Annotated in this window: 16 protein-coding genes, 1 pseudogene and 1 other annotated feature; of the genes and pseudogenes, 10 read left to right on the plus strand and 7 right to left on the minus strand. The window is 49.2% G+C overall.

The genetic code is table 11. The features are described from left to right. Positions 1 to 148: 148 nt before the first annotated feature. From QQK89_RS20435 to QQK89_RS20445, 3 genes are read left to right on the plus strand one after another with little or no spacing between them, the layout of a single operon-like run. On the plus strand, positions 149 to 1,909 hold the full coding sequence (locus QQK89_RS20435; protein WP_284240519.1) for a sensor histidine kinase: 1,761 nt from the start codon (positions 149 to 151) through the stop codon (positions 1,907 to 1,909). Beyond that, entirely contained in the window at positions 1,884 to 2,645 is a 762-nt protein-coding gene (locus QQK89_RS20440; protein ID WP_284240520.1) for a response regulator transcription factor, read from the plus strand. The genes QQK89_RS20435 and QQK89_RS20440 overlap by 26 nt, the downstream gene beginning before the upstream one ends. Before the next feature lie 7 nt (positions 2,646 to 2,652). Beyond that, entirely contained in the window at positions 2,653 to 4,194 is a 1,542-nt protein-coding gene (locus QQK89_RS20445; RefSeq protein WP_284240521.1) for an ABC transporter substrate-binding protein, read from the plus strand. Positions 4,195 to 4,475: 281 nt separating this feature from the next. Here the strand turns inward: QQK89_RS20445 and QQK89_RS20450 are convergent, their stop codons facing one another. Both QQK89_RS20450 and QQK89_RS20455 read right to left on the minus strand, forming a co-directional pair. Beyond that, positions 4,476 to 5,480, minus strand: a complete 1,005-nt coding sequence (locus tag QQK89_RS20450; RefSeq protein WP_284240522.1) for a tryptophan--tRNA ligase — start codon at positions 5,478 to 5,480, stop codon at positions 4,476 to 4,478. 40 nt (positions 5,481 to 5,520) lie between these two features. Beyond that, positions 5,521 to 5,777: a binding site (T-box leader), on the minus strand. 53 nt (positions 5,778 to 5,830) lie between these two features. Then, a complete protein-coding gene (locus QQK89_RS20455; protein ID WP_284240523.1) occupies positions 5,831 to 6,238 on the minus strand; it encodes a MerR family transcriptional regulator in 408 nt (135 codons plus the stop codon). Positions 6,239 to 6,408: 170 nt separating this feature from the next. Between QQK89_RS20455 and QQK89_RS20460 the strand changes: the two genes are divergently transcribed. Next, on the plus strand, positions 6,409 to 7,353 hold the full coding sequence (locus tag QQK89_RS20460) for an MBL fold metallo-hydrolase (protein WP_284240524.1): 945 nt from the start codon (positions 6,409 to 6,411) through the stop codon (positions 7,351 to 7,353). Between the two features lie 65 nt (positions 7,354 to 7,418). Here QQK89_RS20460 and QQK89_RS20465 read toward each other — a convergent pair whose 3' ends face one another. After that, positions 7,419 to 8,252 carry a phytanoyl-CoA dioxygenase family protein gene (locus QQK89_RS20465; protein WP_284240525.1) on the minus strand — a complete coding sequence of 278 codons (834 nt, stop codon included), beginning with the start codon at positions 8,250 to 8,252 and terminating at the stop codon, positions 7,419 to 7,421. Positions 8,253 to 8,416: 164 nt separating this feature from the next. On the opposite strand from QQK89_RS20465, the gene QQK89_RS20470 reads away from it, so the two are divergent. Both QQK89_RS20470 and katG read left to right on the plus strand, forming a co-directional pair. After that, a complete protein-coding gene (locus tag QQK89_RS20470; RefSeq protein WP_284240526.1) occupies positions 8,417 to 9,307 on the plus strand; it encodes a helix-turn-helix domain-containing protein in 891 nt (296 codons plus the stop codon). 165 nt (positions 9,308 to 9,472) lie between these two features. Beyond that, complete coding sequence (gene katG / locus QQK89_RS20475) at positions 9,473 to 11,689, plus strand: catalase/peroxidase HPI (protein WP_284240527.1); 2,217 nt, start codon at positions 9,473 to 9,475, stop codon at positions 11,687 to 11,689. Positions 11,690 to 11,800: 111 nt separating this feature from the next. Here katG and QQK89_RS29740 read toward each other — a convergent pair. The 3 genes and pseudogenes from QQK89_RS29740 to QQK89_RS20490 all read right to left on the minus strand — a co-directional run. After that, positions 11,801 to 11,953: pseudogene (locus QQK89_RS29740) on the minus strand (transposase); the annotation flags it as partial. A 288-nt stretch (positions 11,954 to 12,241) separates the two neighbouring features. Further along, positions 12,242 to 13,324: a sensor domain-containing diguanylate cyclase gene (locus tag QQK89_RS20485; protein WP_284240528.1), complete on the minus strand. Its 1,083-nt coding sequence runs from the start codon at positions 13,322 to 13,324 to the stop codon at positions 12,242 to 12,244. A gap of 116 nt (positions 13,325 to 13,440) precedes the next feature. Further along, a complete protein-coding gene (locus tag QQK89_RS20490; RefSeq protein ID WP_284240529.1) occupies positions 13,441 to 13,974 on the minus strand; it encodes a TetR/AcrR family transcriptional regulator in 534 nt (177 codons plus the stop codon). 116 nt (positions 13,975 to 14,090) lie between these two features. Between QQK89_RS20490 and QQK89_RS20495 the strand changes: the two genes are divergently transcribed. After that, complete coding sequence (locus QQK89_RS20495) at positions 14,091 to 15,140, plus strand: SDR family oxidoreductase (RefSeq protein WP_284240530.1); 1,050 nt, start codon at positions 14,091 to 14,093, stop codon at positions 15,138 to 15,140. 60 nt (positions 15,141 to 15,200) lie between these two features. Here the strand turns inward: QQK89_RS20495 and QQK89_RS20500 are convergent, their stop codons facing one another. Beyond that, positions 15,201 to 15,767 carry a TetR family transcriptional regulator gene (locus tag QQK89_RS20500; RefSeq protein WP_284240531.1) on the minus strand — a complete coding sequence of 189 codons (567 nt, stop codon included), beginning with the start codon at positions 15,765 to 15,767 and terminating at the stop codon, positions 15,201 to 15,203. 131 nt (positions 15,768 to 15,898) lie between these two features. Here QQK89_RS20500 and QQK89_RS20505 point away from each other — a divergent pair, with 131 nt between their 5' ends. The 3 genes from QQK89_RS20505 (at position 15,899) to QQK89_RS20515 (ending at position 19,269) form a co-directional block, all read left to right on the plus strand. After that, positions 15,899 to 16,882 carry an aldo/keto reductase gene (locus QQK89_RS20505; protein ID WP_284240532.1) on the plus strand — a complete coding sequence of 328 codons (984 nt, stop codon included), beginning with the start codon at positions 15,899 to 15,901 and terminating at the stop codon, positions 16,880 to 16,882. 172 nt (positions 16,883 to 17,054) lie between these two features. Further along, positions 17,055 to 18,200 (plus strand): amidohydrolase/deacetylase family metallohydrolase, encoded by a 1,146-nt coding sequence (locus QQK89_RS20510; RefSeq protein ID WP_284240533.1) that lies wholly within the window; start codon positions 17,055 to 17,057, stop codon positions 18,198 to 18,200. Beyond that, a complete protein-coding gene (locus QQK89_RS20515) occupies positions 18,166 to 19,269 on the plus strand; it encodes a DgaE family pyridoxal phosphate-dependent ammonia lyase (RefSeq protein WP_284240534.1) in 1,104 nt (367 codons plus the stop codon). Before QQK89_RS20510 ends, QQK89_RS20515 begins: the two co-directional genes overlap by 35 nt. The last annotated feature ends 1 nt before the right edge of the window (position 19,270 follow it).

The following is a 19,270-nucleotide window of genomic DNA, read 5'->3' on the forward strand; positions in this document are numbered from 1 at the left end:
TGTCTATCTATTAACATCCGGAAAACCCGAACGGAAATCGCCGTTCGGGTTTTCTGGCACATGAAATTTAAGATTGCCTTTATCGATAACCGCGTTATATGTTTGAGCAGTAGGGAAGGGCAAAAGCCTATTGCAAAGGAGACGCCGCATGCGTTCATTTATGCAGATCAAGATCTATCGCGGCAAGTTTATTGCATATGCGGTATTCGTAGTGTCCATTGGCCTCGCGCTTGGCGCGCTCACCTGCGCGATTCTGCTGGACCAATGGGTGGGAAACTCCAGAAACGAGGCATCCGGAGCGTTCTCTCGGGTGGAAAACAGCCTTCAGTACGATTCCGACCGTATCGAAGCGTTTATGCAGCGAGTCTATTCCAACAGCGGGCTTGTGTCCGACATTCGCAGTTTCTTGGGCAATAACGCGGAGGGCTATCTGACGAGCAGATTGCAGGGCAGCCAGTATAACCGGCCGCTTGTTTCTTTTCCCGACGATATGAAATCGTTCTTAAGCAACGGGGGCAAGGGAGACATCACGCAAATCAGCTTGCATACCGAGCAAGAGGGCAACGTGGTGAGCTTCGACAATAACGGCAATACGAGTTATCAATTCCGTCTGCCGAACTCGGATGAAACGTTCCGCGAGACGATCCAGAGGGGATTCGTCTATCACAAGAAGCTTTCGGATCCGAACCAAATCTCCCGTCAGATCGGCGAATTCCGATTCCTGGTCAGCAGCGACCGTATATTTAAGACGGTGCAAAATTACCATGTGGATGAAGCTGCCGCTGTCAGCGATTCCGGAGACGTGTATTTGATCGCCGGTAACGGCCGCGGCTCGGAGGAGCTGATTCGCCGGATTATGGCGGATGGCCGCACGCATGGCTTCCTATCGACGGGATTCATGGACCGCACGTATTTCGTGACGTTCCATTCCAACGAATTCGATTATCGGTTCGTCAGCACCGTGGATCTGGCATCGCTCATCCGTCAAAAAGCGAATGTGCTGCTTATCGTGTTTCTTATCGTCTTGGCCGCAATGATCTGCGTCCTGCTGCTTATCGTTTACAATCTGCGCGAGGACGCGAACTTCCTGCGGCGGATTATCGCTTCCATCGGACGCGTGAAGACGGCGGATTTCACGCCGGTTAACCCAGCCCGTTACCGAAGGAACGAATACGGCATGATCGCCCGGGAATTGGACGATATGATCCGTCAGCTCGACCGTCATATCCGCACCAATTATTTGCTCAAGCTCAAGCAGCAAGAAACCGAGATGAAGGCGCTTCAGCATCAAATCAATCCTCATTTTTTGTACAATACGCTTGAGGTTATTCGTTCCTCTGCGTTGGTGCACAGCGCCGATCATACTTCCGACGCTATCGCTACCTTGGGAGCACTGTACCGCGATATCGTGAAAAACGAGAATATCATTCCGCTTGGCAGTGAACTAAACTTGCTGCAAAAATATTTAAAAATTATGGAATTCAAATATCCGGACCGCTTCTTCTATCAGTTTAATGTGGACACGGCTTTACTTTCCTTGCCTACGGTCAAATTCTGGCTGCAGCCACTGGCAGAGAACTTCTTCATTCACGGCTTTCATCCGGAAAGCGAGTTTAACCTTCTCCTTGTTAACGGCTGGGAGGAAGCGGGGCGCTTCGTGCTGGAGATTGTGGACAACGGAAATTGGATTTCCGAAGAGCAATTGGCTGAAATCAGGCAAAAGCTCTCCAGAGGCGATGACGCTTCGGTTGACAGCATTGGCCTGCGTAACGTTTATACCCGGTTGCGCTTTTTCTATGGGAAAGGTTTCTCTATGAGAATCGACAATAACGAGGAAGCTGGCGTTAAAATAACCGTAATCCTATCCAAGGAGGCGACTGACGATGTACAAGCTGCTGATCGTAGATGACGAGCCGCAGATTTTGGAAGGAATGAAGCGAACGCTGGATTGGGAGAAATATGGTTTTGGCCGCATCGAGACGAGCGAAACGTATGAAGGTGCGATCTCGAAAGCAGTTGAGATTTTGCCGGATTTAGCGATTTTCGATGTATGCATCGGCAAGCAGCGCGGCTATGACGCCATCCACAGGCTTAACGAACTGCGCCTTCCCTCGAAATATATTATTATGAGCGGCTATGGCGAATTCCAATATGCGCTGGAGGCGATTCGCTGCGGGGCGAAGGACTACCTGCTCAAACCCGTCGACCGTACGAAGCTGCAGCAGCTGGTCGAGAAGATTATCGTAGAAGATCTGAACGGCAAGCTGGCAGATGCGGTACACAGCGACCTGGATATGGACCCGGTACTCGGCGTGCGTTATGATAGCCTGTCCAAGCTGACCAATCGCATTTTGTTAATCGTCAAAGCGGAATATGCCCAGAACCTTAGCCTGAAATCAGTGGCGGAACGTTTCCGCATGAACGGAACGTACCTCGGGCAGCTATTCCTGAAGGAGACGAGGAAGAAGTTCTCGGAGTATCTAATGGCTTACCGAATGCTTCGCGCCCAGGAGCGCATCCAGTGCACGGACGAGAAGATTGTCAGCGTTGCGCTTTCGGTCGGCTATCCCAACCTGAACTATTTCTATTCTCATTTCCAAGCTTATTTCGGCAAATCTCCTTCAGATTTGCGGAAGAAGGAATAACGTCGCTATGCGGGAACAACGGAAGTTGAGTCGTCTCGTTGCATCCTTTGCGCTCGTCACCATGCTGATGCTGCCTATATCCGGCTGTTTCTCTGCATCCGGCAATGAAGAGAATGCCGCTGTGACGGGCAATACGGTAAATTTGATCTATTACACGATTGGTGATCCGGACAAGGATCTTAAGATGGTCAACGACAAGATCAACGAGATCCTGGTCAAGAAAATCGGCGTTACCATTACGTATATCAAAGTGGGTTGGCAAGAGTACGAAGACCGTCTGAATACCCTAGTGTCGGCAGGAACCCCTTTTGACATTGCTTTTGCGCCGGAGTACGCAACCTACGCGCAGCGCGGCGCGTGGCTGAGGCTGAACGACTACCTGTCCAAAGAGGGGAAGGATATGTACGATGCCATCGACCCTATTTTCTGGCAAGGCGTGCGAATGGATGACGGCGGCATCTACGGCGTGCCGACCAATAAAGAACTAGCCGTGCGCGACCAGTGGATGTACCCGGATGCGTTAGTGAAGAAGTACGGTATCGACATCTCGAAGTACACAACGCTCGCTTCGCTCGAGCCGCTGTTACGGATGATCAAGGAGAAGGAACCGGGTTACTTGCCGATGGAACTCGATAAAGAATCTCAAAACTTTTTTGCCTTGGACGGCTACGAATACGTATCGCTAAAGACGCTTCCTCTTATGAGGAATGTTCTGGATCCTGATTCTCCGATTGTGAATATATTCGAAACGGGCGAAGCCCGGAAAGTACTGGACCTTCTTCGCCACTACTATGTGGAAGGCTATATCAATGAAGACGCGGCCATGCGGGAAACCGAAGGATTGAAGCCGGGCGCGTTGGTATTCTGGAAAGCCGCGGGGGGAGGGCCTCTCTCGGAGAATAGTTGGAGCAAAGACCGCGGTTACAAGCTGGTGGCATACCCCGTAACACCTGCGCTCATCACGACGGAATCCATTCGGGGCGGGGTCATGGCCGTCAGCGCGGAAACGAAGCATCCCGTCGAGGCCGTCAAGTTTCTCAATCTGCTGAACACGGATCCCGAGGTGCGCAATCTGTTCAATTTCGGAATCGAAGGCGTACACTACTCGTTGGATAATAACGGCCAGGTGGTGCCCATTCCGTCGAAGGACAAGAACGGCAATCCGATCCCGGACGCGCAGCCAAGCTATGGAGGGGTGCAGTATACGCAGGGCAATTGGTTCATCTTGAAGACCATGGGCGGAGAATACCCGGACCCCTTGGACAAATGGAATCAATTCCGCGCCGGCAACAAGGAGGCGGTTGTATCGAGCACGCTTGGTTTCACCCCGGACTTGTCCCGGATGCCCATACAGATGCAGAACATCCAAATGGTGTGGGAGAAATACTTTCCCAGCCTGATGACGGGTAGCGTGGACGTCGCTTCGGTGCTGCCGAAGTTTAATCAAGAGCTTCGGCAGGCAGGCATCGACGAGGTGCGGGCCGAGGTGCAAAAGCAACTTGACGCTTGGCGCGCGGCGCATCCGTCGAAGGAAACTGCTGAGCAGTGAGAAGTTGAGAAGATGGAATAGCTCATTCTAGTTGTTGCGAAATATTTTTCCTTATATCCTGCTCATATTTCCTTATATCAGCTAATGCTACACCTCTTTGCATGCATTCATCCGTATTAGGAATTTTATTTCCTAATACGGAAATGCTTTTCCGCTACTCATGCAAAAAGTAAATAAGATGGAGCAAATGGGCCGAAACCACCTAGGTTAAGGAAGATGGTTTCCTAAATAGCGAAATTCTTTTCGTTAACCTTTGGGATGGGTTAGCGCAATTTTTGTTGTCAGCATTTATAACGCCCAATTTTACGTTTGACCTCCTCAAGTAAAGGCGCAGCCATGGCCCTTGCCTTCTTGGCTCCTTCATCTAGGATCATGTCAATTTTATCTGGTGATGCCATCAAGTCATTATATTTGCGACGTGGTTCTTCCAGAAATGCATTTACGACCTGAAACAGCTCCTGCTTTGCTTCTCCCCAACTAATACCATTCAGAAATTTATCTCTTAAATCTTGCACTTGTCCAGGTGTCGCAAATTCTTTATACAGTAAGAAGATATTAGACGTATCAGGGTTTTTAGGTTCATGAGGAGGGGTAGAGTCTGTTTTGATTTTACTTATAAGCTTCCTAAGGTCATCGGCCGATTCGAAAAGCGGTATCGTATTACTATAACTTTTACTCATTTTTCTGCCATCGAGACCAGGAATTACAGCCGTATTATCATCAACGATATAGTTAGGCAGCTTGAAGGTTTCCCCATAATTTCTGTTGAATCCTTCTGCAATGTCTCTTGCAATCTCAACATGCTGTATTTGGTCTTTGCCAACGGGCACTTTGTCGGTTTGAAACAGTAGAATGTCCGCTGCCATCAGAATAGGGTACGTGAATAAGCCCATATTAACGCCGGTATCCATATCCACGCCCAATTGTTCGTTTTTATCAAGAACTGACTTATAAGCATGGGCACGATTCATTAAACCCTTGGAAGTCAGACATGATAGGATCCAGCTTAACTCGAATATCTCCGGTACATCCGATTGTCTATAAAAGACTACCCTTTCCGGGTCAAGTCCTAGTGCTAACCACGTTGCAGCAATACCGTAAGAGAGCTCGTTAAACTCATTGCTGTTCTGAATGAATGTTAAGCCGTGGTAGTCAGCAATAAAGTAAAGGGCGGTACAATTACTATCTTTTGCGATCTGTAGTGCAGGTTTTATTGCTGCGATGTAATTCCCCACATGGACTTTACCGGTAGGCTTAATTCCGGTTAATACAATTTCGTCATTCATGTTACCCCTCCTTAAAATAAAAAAGGGGTCTTCTCATCCTTGAAAGGACGAGAAGACCCCGTGGTACCACCTTAATTAGCCCGAATTTAAATTCAGACTCGCTTTAACGTATCGAAACATGCCATATGTTTGAATACGCGTCTCTTGTAACGACGAGACTTTCGCCAAAGCCTACTCAATGAACTTTCGGTTTGGATGCTCAGAAGCCCACTTCGGCATAATCCCTACACTGATTCGCACCATCCATCAGCTCTCTGGAGTATTCGTTATGCGTACTCTCTTCATCATTGCAAAGTTATATAAAATGAATTACTACATTTTTACAACATAATCGAATCAATGTCAATTATTTACTTCTCGATGTTTTCCTCTATAAGTTCTTGATACAGGTTAAGCTTCTCTAACGCGAGAGAAATATGGCTTTCAATCTCTTGCCGCTTGGCTTCCAGTCCCTTCAGATGATTCTCCAGGATTTCAATCCGTTTATGCAGCGTAGGTTTAACAGCAGAAAGTTTTTCCCCGTGTTGAATTTTATCTATTACGCAGCCCTCGCGGGTAAACTCCGTAATCTCTTCCAGTGATAAACCCAATTTTTTAAGTTTATTTAGGCATTGAATATAGGAAACCTCACTATCGTCGTAGATGCGTGCTCCTCCATTTTTGCGCTGCGGTTCTTGAAGCACCCCGATTTTTTCATAATAACGAATTGTATAAGGAGTTAATCCCGTTTGTTCTGATACCTGACTGATCGTAAGCATCCGATTTATGCCACTCCTTTTAGCGGATATTGAAAACTATTATATAGCTTGCAGCTAACTCAAAGTCAATGTTTGCACTCGCCCCTAACTTCGCCCTTTCAAAGCTCTTGACTTCTAGTTGACTCTAACTTGTAAGTTAAAGTCATGACAAACTTGAATGGGGTATAACAATGAACAACAAATATTTCACGATTCAACAAGCGGCGGAAGGGGTCTGGGGCGCTGTTTCGGTTCCGGGCAGCGGCTCGCTCGGGAATGCCGCCATTATTGATCTTGGCGATTTAACGGTTGTAGTGGATACGACCAACTTGCCGCAATCAGGTGCTTTATTACGCCATACCGCAGAACAATTAACAAATAAACCGGTTAAATATGTAGTGAATACACATTTTCACGGAGATCATGTTAACGGCAATCAGGAATTTAGGAATAGCGAATTTATATCTACCGTTTGGACAAGAGATTTGCTATCCGATATGGGTGAAGTGAATGTTGATTTCATGCAACAAAACATTCGGAAATTAATAGCTAGCCTAAATGCGCTACGTTCGCAGCAAAGCGATCCCCACATGCTAACCGAAATCGACTACGATCTTTCTGTTCAACGAGCTCTATATGATGCCATCCCTTCTCTTTGCAGGGTAGTACCCACGATTACGTTTGACGATAAACTCGTTATTCAAGGAACAAAGCGAACCATTGAGGTTTTTTCTTACGGAGGCGGCCATTCTTTAAGTGATGCTGTTGTGTATATTCCAGAGGAGAGAACCTTGATCGCCGGCGATTTAATAACAAATAAGACGATCCCGGTCATGCCTTACGGTAATCCATACGCCTGGATACGAATCCTTAAACGCATTCAAAAAGACCTCAAAATCGATACTATCGTTCCGGGACATGGAGATGTGTCAAATTCAGATCGAATCACGGATGTTATGCGTTTCTTGGAGAGCACGATCGCTTATGTTTCTAGAGCTGCAACAAGCGGGCAAGCAGAGTCTTGCTGGTTGGAACAAGGGGTACTAGAAGGCTATGAGGATTGGCATTTACCCCAGTATTTCAGATGGAACTTTCGCTGGCTCTTTAACAGTATGCTTGTTCAAAATAACAGATGAGACGGCAAGCTTGCGCCACAAAAGAAGAAGCCGCGCAGTCCGCGCGGCTTCTTCTTGCACAATCGTTAAACCTGAACCCCTTGTTTCCGGTACACCTCTGGAAAATGATCGCCCACGAGCAGCTCGCCCGGCTTCACGTCGACGTAGGAGAGCATGACGTGCTCGCCTACAGGCTCGTATCGGGTGTGGCCCGGCATGTAATGCACGGCGATGGCGCGGCGCTTCATCTCGGAGCGGTTATGCGGGCTGCCGTGCCAAGTCAGGCAGTGGTGGTAGCCGACTTGACCCTTCTTGATCTCGAACGGCACGGCATTAACTGCCGCGTTATTTGGCAGCATCTCCGGTTGTTTATGGAACGGCATGAAGTCCGGCGTGTTCGAGAGGTAACGCTGGTGATTGCCCCATTTGTGGCTGCCCGGCACCATCCACATGCAGCCGTTCTCAATAACGGCGTCGTCAAGCGCCACCCATGCGCTGACAAGGTCGGCAGGCTGGATAATCGGCCATAGCGGGTGATCTTGGTGCCAGTTCGTAGGCCCGCCCGTAATCGGCGGCTTATATTGTATTTGGTCATGCCAGATGCGGAGTGAGTCGGAATGGCACAGCTGGGCAACTTCTTCGCAAATGACCTGATGCGCGGCATGCTTAAGGAAGCGGTCGCTGGCAAGCCAGATATTAACGATCTGGACGACGCTCTCGCTCGTCGTCATTTTCATATTGTCGTACGGGGAATCCGAATCCAGCATGTTGCGATTCAAGGTAGGTTTATTGACGGACTCGCCGTTCATCACCTTGTCGAGCTCTTCGCGAAGCTCCTCTACCTCGGCCTCGCTCAGCACGACCCCGCCTTTTAAAAAACCGTTGTTTTCAAACTCCGCGATTTGTGCTTGACTTAACATAGATACAACTCCTCTTTGAATGATTTGGATGAATTTGAACTTGCTTGATTACTTGATGAGCTAAGCTTACCGCAGTTTGTAAGCGGTGTATTTACAGATACGAAACAGGTCTTTGCACTTTTCAAATATGATGGATCATTCCCGCATGGAGGTGATTGTGCCATATGTTCCAAGACCCGCCGCATTCCCGTACAGATATCGTTCTGGGCGAGATCGATGATCTGCAGCCAACGGTTAACTTTGCGAGCCAGGCCGAAGTGCCCGCCGCCGAGCAATGGGGACCGCGTATCATCCCGGACTATCAGCTATTTTTTCTACTATCGGGCGAGGCCGAAATAAGCATCGGCCAGGAGCAATATAAGCTAGCAGCAGGAGACATCGCGTTGTATGGACCCCATTGTCCGCATCGAATTATCACGCGAACGGGCGTTATCTTCATCGGCATCCATTTTGCATACCGGCATTTGTCGCCAGAGCCCGTTCATCCGGCATTCTCTATTGAAGCGTGCAGCGAGGAGAGGCTTGAGGCCAGCATCCGTCCCAGTTACAAGCTTGAGCTCCCTAATAAAGAGCTGCTGGAGTTGCCGCCTTTCTTTACCATTCCGGGCATTAAGCCGATCTTGATGCGCATCGTACAAGAATACTTGAACGAGCAGCCGGGTTATCGCATTGTGCTGCGTTCATTAATGACGGAGCTGATTACCACCTTGGTTCGCAATCAGCTGTCGAAGCGGCCGAGGTCTCCGGATCAAGACAAGATTGATCCGGCCCTCCAAGCGATCAATAAAGAGCCGGAGAAGAACTGGACCGTGAACGAACTCGCGGCGCTATGCGGCTATCACGTCAACTATTTCTCCTCGCTATTTCGCAAATGCACCGGCGATAGTCCAAAGCAATATCTCATCAATGAACGGATCCGTAAAGCGAAATACTATTTGCTGAGCGGCGAGAAGATGGAATTGATCGCAGAACGCCTTGGCTATGCCAGTGTTCATTATTTTTCCCGCAATTTTAAAGAGGAGACCGGCCTGACGCCTACGGAATTCAAGCAATAATCACTTATAAACGGACAGCCCCTAGGCTTGAACGTAAGTGTTCGAGCACGAGGGGTTATTTGCCGTTCTTCTCGAAATTCGGAGTCTTATTATTCGCGGATAATAAAATAATGGAAAGTTTATAATATGGACTGAATGTTGCAAAGCAGGAAGGAGATTGTAATTTTGGAAACGAATAAACCCCAGGATCAAAAAGAACATACGGCTGCCGCAGGACAATGTCCGGTAACCCATCACAAAGATAGTGCCATTACGACGGAGCCGGGTCTTGGACATACGACCAACAAAGACTGGTGGCCCAATCAGTTAAACTTGGACATTCTTCGCCAGCATGACCGCAAATCCAATCCAATGGGTGAAGACTTCAATTATAGAGAAGAATTCACGAAGCTGGATTACGAGGCTCTGAAAAAAGATCTTCACGCATTGATGACGGACAGCCAGGATTGGTGGCCAGCAGATTACGGCCATTACGGGCCCCTGTTTATCCGCATGTCTTGGCATTCAGCGGGTACATATCGAGCAACGGACGGACGCGGAGGCGGAGCAACGGGATCGCAGCGTTTTGCGCCGCTTAACAGTTGGCCGGATAACGTGAATTTGGACAAAGCCCGCCGTTTATTGTGGCCAATCAAACAAAAGTATGGCAACAAGATTTCGTGGGCGGATCTGCTTCTATTAACGGGCAACGTATCGCTGGAATCTATGGGCTTAAAAACATTTGGTTTTGGTGCGGGACGCGAGGACATCTGGCATCCGGAAGAGGATGTGTATTGGGGCACCGAAAAAGAATGGTTAGCCAATAACCGTTACTCGGGCGACCGTGAGCTTGAAAATCCGCTTGCCGCCGTACAGATGGGTCTGATCTACGTCAACCCGGAAGGCCCGGACGGCAAACCGGATCCGCTGGCAAGCGCCTTTGATATTCGCGATACATTCGGACGTATGGGAATGAATGATGTAGAGACGGTTGCCCTTATCGCCGGCGGCCATACGTTTGGCAAAGCGCATGGTGCCGGAGACCCTTCGCATGTTGGCGACGATCCGGAAGCCGCAACGATTGAAACGCAAGGTTTAGGCTGGCTTAGCACCCATGGAAGCGGAAAAGGCCGGGACACGATTTCCAGCGGCGTCGAAGGGGCTTGGACGACCAACCCGACGCAATGGGACAACGGCTACTTCGATCTTTTATTTGGCTACGAGTGGGAGTTAAATAAAAGTCCTGCGGGAGCTTACCAATGGGCGCCGGTCAATATGCCGGAAGAGCATATGGCTCCAGACGCGGAAGATTCCTCTATCCGTGTTCTGACGATGATGACAACAGCCGATATGGCCTTGCGCACGGACCCGGAGTACGAGAAGATCTCACGTCATTTCCACGAGAATCCCGACGAGTTTGCGGATGCGTTCGCTCGTTCCTGGTTCAAGCTGCTGCATCGTGACATGGGGCCTAAAGTCAGATACCTCGGTCCAGAGGTTCCAGGCGAGGAGTTGCTCTGGCAAGATCCAATCCCTAAGGGGAATTCTGAACTATCAGCAGGCGAAATCGCGGATCTGAAAGGGAAGATCCTAAGCTCCGGATTAACCGTAAGCGAGCTTGTAAAAACAGCCTGGGCTTCGGCAAGCTCCTATCGCGGCTCTGATATGCGCGGAGGTGCCAACGGCGCACGAGTTCGTCTAGCTCCTCAAAAAGACTGGGAAGCCAACGAGCCGGAACAGCTTGCGAAAGCGCTTGGCGTATACGAGAATATTCAAAGCCAGCTTGGCAACAAAGTTAGCCTTGCTGATTTAATCGTATTGGGCGGAAGTGCAGCTATCGAAAAAGCGGCAAAGGATGCCGGTTTCGATGTAACGGTTCCCTTTACGCCCGGTCGGGGCGACGCAACAGCGGAGCAAACCGATGCGGATAGCTTTCAAGTTCTGGAGCCGGTGTCGGATGGATTCCGTAACTATCAGAAGCAGAAGTACGCAACAAGCCCGGAAGAAATGCTGGTCGATAAAGCGCAGCTACTTGGCCTAACTGCCCCTGAAATGACCGTTCTTCTCGGCGGCATGCGCGTCCTTGGCACAAACTATGGCGGCACCAAGCTAGGCGTATTTACGGATCGCGTCGGTACGCTGACCAACGACTTTTTTATAAACCTGCTTGATATGGGGTTGGAGTGGAAAGAGGCGGGCTTCAATCAATATGAAGGCCGAGACCGCAAGACGGGTGAAGTCAAGCATACGGCATCGCGATTTGACCTAGTGTTCAGTTCAAATTCGATTCTTCGCGCTATAGCGGAAGTGTATGCGCAAGATGACAACAAGGAGAAGTTTGTGCGAGATTTTATCGCCGCTTGGGTAAAAGTCATGGACGCGGATCGTTTTGACGTGAAATAACAACAGCATGGCAAACGGAACGGGACCGTCCCAAAAGGTGATCGCTCACTGTGAAGACGGCTCGCATTAGCAATTAAAGAGTGTTTTTTATGAAATATCGCTGCAAGAGGGTTACCCTTGTAGCGATATTTTTGCTTTTGCTGCTTTCTTCAGCAAATTATGGGCAAGCGAAAGCCACCCGACCTCTAGGGTGGCTTTCGGTAAGCCACGAAGCAGGAACCGGCGGAATCCCCGGTTATTCTTTATTTGGCTAAACACACACTCCGGTTCGTGTTGGTTGGGTGGTACCTCCATTTTAACAAGGGTCGGCTTCTTTTTGTTTGAGCTTTTTATGAACAGGTTAAGGGTAGACGGAGCATTAAATGATTCTGGAGAAGCGTCAGCGTTCGCTTTTGTGAAGGGATGCCAACCATACCTCGTTGATTCGAAGGAATCCCTGAGCAATGGCGATCGGAAGAACATTTTATGCGCAGGCTACTGTTTAGCCCAAATACAAACAAAGGAGTGTCCCATCGTCATTTACATGACTTATGGGACACCCCCGTGGTGATTTTATACGAGTTCGCCATTTACGGCAATTCGATTGGTGCCGTTCGACTTGGCGACATACATCGATTGGTCGGCCACGCGTATGAGATCAAGCTCGGTCATGCCCTTCACCCATTTCGTACAGCCGACGCTAGTCGTCATCGGAAGATGGAGTTCTTTGATCGACATCGGCGACTCCAATTGCTTGATCAGCTGGTTGGCCATTCGCATCAAGTCGTAGTCGTCTTGCAACCATGCCGCAACCACAAATTCATCGCCGCCAACGCGAGCGACCAGACCGGATTCGCGAATCGCATTCTGAATGCGGTTTGCGAATTCCACAAGCACGAGATCGCCGACTTCATGTCCATAAGTGTCGTTGCATTGCTTGAATTTATTTAAGTCGAGGTAGAACATCCCGAATACGGCTTCTTCCCGGCCAGCGCGTTTCATCCAGTCTTGGATTCGAACGCTAAAGCCTCTGCGATTCAACAATCCCGTCAGAATGTCGCGTTCCGTCAATTGGATGAGCTCGCTCTCCAGTTTCTCGCGTCTTTGAATTTCGGATCTTAATTGAATCAATAATTGCTCGTAATCGTTCAGTATCCGAACTTTTTCGTCGTAGTTGATTTGTTTGCCTAACTCTGAGCCCAGAGCGAGCGACAATAACTGCAACGTCTCGATATCCCGGTCTGTGAATGCATCAGGTCGGCCGGAGATGACTTTCAAGACGCCAACAGCGTTGCTGGTTTCGAATAGGGGGACGCAAACCATGCTCCGCGCGCCAACTTTCATCGTCGCTTCCTTGTTGACGCGGTCGTCCTGCTGCGTATCCGGCGAATAAAGAATCGTTTTCTCCGTCACGCAGAGCCCCGACAAACTGCCGTTCTTACTGATTCGAATGCCATAATGAGGCTGCAAAGTGCCGCTGACGGCGGCATACACCATCTCATCGCCAGCCAACATCTCAATCGTGGAACCGTCGGCATCGGTTAATAGGCACATCCGATCACAGATCGTCTGCATAAACAGCTTTAAATCAAAGTTGGATAACAGCATCTGCTGCTGAACTTCCATGATGACGTTCAGGCGATGGTTCTCAATCATCGTCCTATTCCCCTCCATGCTTGCATCGTAATCTTGTCCTACACTACATATTAGCTATCATGCTAGCACTTTTATAAGGGTTTGTCAGCACTGTCAAACTTGCCGCAAGCGGTCGATTATTTATGAAATAATCGAATCAGAGCCGAGATTTCCTCAATGGTTTCTTGTTGCCCGTTCTTAAACCACATTACCCAAATTTCGAATACGCCCGCACTCATGAAGTCAATCCAATAGCTTCGTCTCGCGCCTGTCCAGTCTGGAAACGGAATAATCTCATCGTAAAATCGAGCGATATGGCGTTTGAATATTTGATAGAGGAGCTCTTTATAATCGCTTTCGATAGCCATTTGAAAATCCTTGGACAAGTCGAGAAAAAAGCTCGTCAAATCCGTGATTTTCTGTTCGTGGCTTTCTTTAAAAGCGACTTTATGAAAGATGTCCGCAAATTTAGGTTCGTAATACTCCTTCAATACTTGTTCCAGAGTATCGAAATTCCGATAAAACGCCATTCGGCTGACGCCGGCTTTTTTGACGACTTCCGAAACGGTTAACTTGGATAATGGCTTGGCTTGCAGAAGCTCCAGCAAAGCAATCGTAATCCATTCTCTTGTATCCTTTTTTATGTTTTGGGCGTGGTCCGTTGCTGCCATTACACTTCCTCCGATTTGTCACAGATGCTTGTTGTCTACTTGTTTTGGATCCTGTTCGGATCTAAAATAGTGTACATCCGTTACAGGTGTAACGTCAATAAAAAGGAGTGTCTATCATGCCGGAAAATAACAATCCCTTAGTGTTAGTGACCGGGGGGTCAGGATTTATCGCGGTTCATATTATATTGAAATTACTTGAGCAAGGGTTCCGTGTGCGGACAACTCTGCGGACAATGGGCAGACAAGAGGAAGTGAAAGGCATGCTGCGGTCGGGGGGAATAACCCGTTTTGACGATCTGTCATTTATACAAGCCGATTTATCATCGGATCTTCATTGGGACGAAGCTGTAAAAGGGGCGGAGTATGTCATCCATGTTGCTTCTCCAACGCCGAACAAAGCGTATAAAGACGAGAATGAAATGATTCAACCCGCGCGTGACGGCGTCCTGCGCGTGCTCCGTGCGGCACGTGATGCAGGAGTGAAACGGGTTGTTCTAACGTCTGCTTTCGGAGCGATTGGAGTAGGGCACAAGAATCATAAAGGACCTTATACCGAAGAAGATTGGTCGAATACGGATGCTGCTAACGTTCATGCTTATCAGAAATCCAAGACCATTGCGGAGAAAGCGGCTTGGGCATTTGTCCGCCAAGAAGGCAATGGATTAGAACTTTCGACAGTGAATCCGGTGGGGGTCATGGGGCCAATCTTAGGCAATGATTATTCGCATTCCAATAGCAGCGTTCGCCAGATGCTGGAGGGCAAGCTAAAGTCCGTCCCTAAAATTTACTCCGATTACGTAGATGTCCGGGACGTTGCTGATTTGCATCTGCTCGCCATGTTGCGTCCCGAAGCAAACGGAGAGCGGTTTATCGCTTCCAGCTCAGAAAATCTCTCCATGCTGGATGTTGCCGCTATTCTAAGAAAACAGTTGGGGGAAGACGCTAAAAACGCACCTACGGGCGAACTCCCCAATCTAGTCGTTCGGGCAATTGCGATCTTTAACCCCCAATTAAGAATGGTTGCCTCACTGCTGGGACAAGACATGTCCACCAGTAACCGCAAGGCCAAACAACTGCTTGGATGGTCTCCGCGTTCGGCCGAAGAAGCGATTGCCGCAACGGGCAAGAGCATGGTCAAAATCATGAAAGAGCAGAAGAAGCCGTGAACATAAACGAATCAAAGGAAGAGCCATCCCGGGGGATGGCTCTTTAACTTGCTGCTTCATTTATTTTGCCTCAACGATTAACGAAACGGCCTTCGTAATCGACTCTTTAAGCAACTCCGGAGTACTCGGTGCTTCCGCCGTCATCGCAGCCCCGAACGGATTTGTTGCCGTCCATGCGGTAGCGAGCACCATAAGGGACGTTAATATGAACTTCGGCTCGAACGCCGAACCTATGCGGCCGTTACTTTGCGCATCGCTAATCTGTTGCAGCTTCTGATCATGGAGAGCGCCTCGTTCGATCGGTTTAACCGTCATCTGTTCGAGATTAGACCACATCATCAACCGCATGAGATGGGGGTTCGCCATAGCGAAGTCGAATACCCGGGCCGCATAATCCGGGAGATTGTCGGGCGTAAAAGGAATGGCTTCAAACGCCCGGTCGATATATTTTTGCAGGACGGTTGCGAAGAGCGTTTCTTTATTCTCAAAGTAAATATAGATCAAATTCTTATTGCAGCCCGCGGCTTTGGCGATGCGATCGACACGTGCCCCCGCGATTCCAAGCGCCGAGAATTCTTCCATGGCAGCGTTCAGAATAAGTTCGCGAGTTGCTTCGGCATTTCTCATTCTTAATCATCCTTACTGTATATTATCGCTTTAATATTACGAATTAGTATATCACACTTGACTAAACGGTTAGTCAGGGATTAAAGTTAACTAACTAGTTAGTTATAAATATTGAAGGAGGAATATCCATTATGTTGAAACGCATGTTAGGGAAAAACGGTCTAGAGGTCTCTATGATTGGACTTGGCTGTATGGGTATGAGCATGGGATATGGTCCAGCATCGGATAAGAAGGAGATGACCTCGCTCATCCACAAGGCATTTGACCGAGGAGTAACGTTTTTTGATACGGCTGAATTGTATGGTCCTTATGCCAATGAGGAGTTGGTCGGTCAGGCGCTTGCCCCGATTAGAGGGAAAGTTACGATTGCAACGAAGTTTGGCTTAATGTCGGATAACGGCAGACCGGTACTGGATAGCACGCCGGAGAAGATTCGACAGTCGGTTGAAGGTTCTCTCCAGCGCCTTAACGTTGATATGATCGATTTATACTATCAACACCGCGTTGATCAGAATGTTCCTATAGAAGAGGTTGCGGGTGTCATGCAGGATCTCATTAAACAAGGCAAAATCAGACATTGGGGACTTTCGGAAGCGGACGTAGCTACAATACGCCGTGCGAATGCCGTACAACCGTTAGCTGCTGTTCAAAGCGAGTATTCGATGATGTGGCGCAGCCCTGAAGAGGATTTGCTGCCCGCGTTAGAGGAGCTTGGAATCGGTTTTGTTCCGTTCAGCCCCTTGGGGAAAGGATTCCTGACCGGAGCAATCAGTAGCAATACCCAATTCGACAGCGCGGATAACCGAGCGATCTCGCCTCGTTTCCATGCGGATAATTTGGAAGCTAATCAGGTGCTTGTTGATCTAATAAGTATAATCGCCGCTGAGAAGAAGATAACGCCAGCTCAAATCGCATTGTCATGGGTGCTTGCGCAAAAACCGTGGATCGTTCCCATTCCCGGCACGAGGAAGTTGGAGCGCTTGGAAGAGAATCTTGGCGCTGCAGAAGTTATTCTGACACCTGAGGAACTAAGCGGTTTAAACAGCGCGTTGTCCAAAATCAAGATCGTTGGCGATCGCTATCCGGCTGTTGTGTCGAATAAGCTGGGGAAATAGGCGATGAATGATGAAGAGCGAAAGCCGCATTTACGAAAACGATGCGGGCCTTCGTTCTTTTTTTAATCAAAACATTATAACGTTATATTGAATTATCCAAAATTATATGTTAGCCTATTCTCATTACAATGGATAGTCGCTTTGCGGCGTCATAACGAAATGCGGTGATTTAGTGAAGGAACAAAGGTACGTATTACGCAACCTGAAGCTTGTGGATGAGCGGCAGATCGATATTACGATTAATAACGGATGGATTGAGCGTATTGCGGAGACCGGTAAGCCGAGGTCTGCGTCAGAAGTTCATCGGGAATCGGAGCGGCTCGCCGAGCTAGACGGCGCCGGGCTATACGTGTCGAGCGGTTGGATCGACATGCATGTTCATGCGTTCTCCGAGCTTGAGCCGTATGGCGACGAGATTGATGCAATCGGAGTGGAGCAAGGTGTTACTACGATCGTGGATGCGGGAAGCTGCGGCGCGGACCGGATCGGCGAGTTACTCGCAAGTGCCAGAGCAGCACAGACCAAGCTGCTTGCTTTTCTTAATATTTCGCATATCGGCTTACTCCGGGTTGATGAGCTATCGGAGCTCTCGTGGATTAATCGCGACAAGTTGCTGCATGCGGTAAGAGAGTACGGAGAATATATCGTTGGCCTCAAAGCGCGGATTAGCCGAAGCGTCGTCAAAGAGCTTGGCATCGAGCCGCTGCGATTGGCTCGTTCCTTCTCGGAGGAGACCGGGTTGCCGCTGATGGTACATATCGGTTCCGGCCCTCCCGCCATCGAAGAGGTCGTGGAGTTGCTGGCGAGCAAAGATATCATTACGCATTACTTGAACGGCAAGTCCAACAATCTGTTTGGGCAAGATGACGAGCCGCTCCCCGTGCTGCTTGATGCGCTTGGAAGGGGAGTGCGGCTCGACGTTGGGCATGGCACGGCCAGCTTCTCTTTTAAGGTAGCCGAAGCGGCCACGCGGCATGGTATACCTTTGCATACGATCAGTACGGATATTTATCGAAGCAATCGCGTCAACGGGCCGGTTTACAGCTTAGCGAATGTAATGACTAAATTTTTGTATCTGGGCTACACGCTGGAGCAAGTTGTAGCCGCCGTAACTTCGACAGCTGCTGATTGGCTGGGCAGACCGGAGCTTGGACGAATAGAGGTCGGCGATCCCGCTAACTTAACGCTTTTTGAAGTTCGGGAAGAGCAAGTCCAGCTTGTCGATTCCGAAGGAAATGAGCGAATGGCAAATCAACATATACAAGCAAAAGGAGTTGTGGTGGATGGCAAGTTCATTGCATGCGAATTACGGTCTTAAGAGGGTTATTAACGCAAGCGGACGAATGAGTATTCTAGGCGTATCCGCGCCAACGGACACCGTCATGGAGGCCATGCGGCACGGCGGGCAAAACTACGTTGAAATTGCCGATCTCGTCGACAAAGCGGGCGATTACATCGCACGTATACTAGGTTCCGAAGCGGCGGTTGTCGTTAACTCCGCGTCGAGCGGCATCGCTTTGTCCGTAGCGGCTATCGTGACGCAAGGCAACAAACGGGCTAGTCTGCGCCTGCATCAAGAGCCAATCGCCAAGAATGAGATCATCATGCTCAAAGGCCACAACGTACAGTATGGGGCGCCTGTTGAAACGATGGTCTATCTCGGCGGCGGCAAAGTTGTTGAGGTTGGCTACGCCAACGAAGGCAAAGCCGAGCATATCGAAGACGCCATCGGACCTAACACCGCGGCTATTTTGTATGTCAAATCGCATCATGCCGTGCAAAAAAATATGATTTCCGTTGAAGAAGCGTGGGCGGTGTCGCAGCGTGCAGGCATTCCGCTTATCGTTGATGCGGCAGCGGAAGAGGATTTGCAGAAATACGTCAAGGTATCCGATCTTGCCATCTACAGCGGATCTAAGGCGATTGAAGGTCCTTCATCGGGTCTCGTTGCAGGCAAGCGAACGTACGTCGAATGGCTCAAAACGCAGCTCTACGGCATTGGACGAAGCATGAAAGTTGGCAAAGAAACGACGTTTGGCTTGCTGCAGGCTTTGGATGAATACGGCGTGAAGGCAGACAATAGCGAGCAAGAGAAAGAATCGCTGCAGCAGCTCATGGGGTTGAATGAGCTTGCCGGCGTTACAATTACTATTGTGCAGGACGAAGCCGGCCGAGCCATCTTCCGGGCGCGCGTAGCCATCGATCCCGCATTGTCGGGCACGACGGCCAAAGCCGTTGTTGACGGTTTGCAAGGTGGAGACATCGCCGTCTATACGCGCGATTATGGCGTGCGCCAGGGCTATTTTGACATAGATCCTCGCCCGCTTATGGGTGACGATATGGAAGTAATCGCCGAACGAATTCGCGAAATAATGGGAGGACATTAGC

The organism is Paenibacillus glycanilyticus (genome assembly GCF_030161375.1).
In the GTDB taxonomy this organism is placed as follows: Bacteria; Bacillota; Bacilli; order Paenibacillales; family Paenibacillaceae; genus Pristimantibacillus; species Pristimantibacillus glycanilyticus_B.

Coding starts and splice junctions, on each gene's coding strand:
- QQK89_RS20435 (WP_284240519.1), top strand. CDS start 149: ATGCGTTCATTTATGCAGATCAAGATCTATCGCGGCAAGTTTATTGCA.
- QQK89_RS20440 (WP_284240520.1), top strand. CDS start 1,884: ATGTACAAGCTGCTGATCGTAGATGACGAGCCGCAGATTTTGGAAGGA.
- QQK89_RS20445 (WP_284240521.1), top strand. CDS start 2,653: ATGCGGGAACAACGGAAGTTGAGTCGTCTCGTTGCATCCTTTGCGCTC.
- QQK89_RS20450 (WP_284240522.1), bottom strand. CDS start 5,480: ATGAATGACGAAATTGTATTAACCGGAATTAAGCCTACCGGTAAAGTC.
- QQK89_RS20455 (WP_284240523.1), bottom strand. CDS start 6,238: ATGCTTACGATCAGTCAGGTATCAGAACAAACGGGATTAACTCCTTAT.
- QQK89_RS20460 (WP_284240524.1), top strand. CDS start 6,409: ATGAACAACAAATATTTCACGATTCAACAAGCGGCGGAAGGGGTCTGG.
- QQK89_RS20465 (WP_284240525.1), bottom strand. CDS start 8,252: ATGTTAAGTCAAGCACAAATCGCGGAGTTTGAAAACAACGGTTTTTTA.
- QQK89_RS20470 (WP_284240526.1), top strand. CDS start 8,417: ATGTTCCAAGACCCGCCGCATTCCCGTACAGATATCGTTCTGGGCGAG.
- QQK89_RS20485 (WP_284240528.1), bottom strand. CDS start 13,324: ATGATTGAGAACCATCGCCTGAACGTCATCATGGAAGTTCAGCAGCAG.
- QQK89_RS20490 (WP_284240529.1), bottom strand. CDS start 13,974: ATGGCAGCAACGGACCACGCCCAAAACATAAAAAAGGATACAAGAGAA.
- QQK89_RS20495 (WP_284240530.1), top strand. CDS start 14,091: ATGCCGGAAAATAACAATCCCTTAGTGTTAGTGACCGGGGGGTCAGGA.
- QQK89_RS20500 (WP_284240531.1), bottom strand. CDS start 15,767: ATGAGAAATGCCGAAGCAACTCGCGAACTTATTCTGAACGCTGCCATG.
- QQK89_RS20505 (WP_284240532.1), top strand. CDS start 15,899: ATGTTGAAACGCATGTTAGGGAAAAACGGTCTAGAGGTCTCTATGATT.
- QQK89_RS20515 (WP_284240534.1), top strand. CDS start 18,166: ATGGCAAGTTCATTGCATGCGAATTACGGTCTTAAGAGGGTTATTAAC.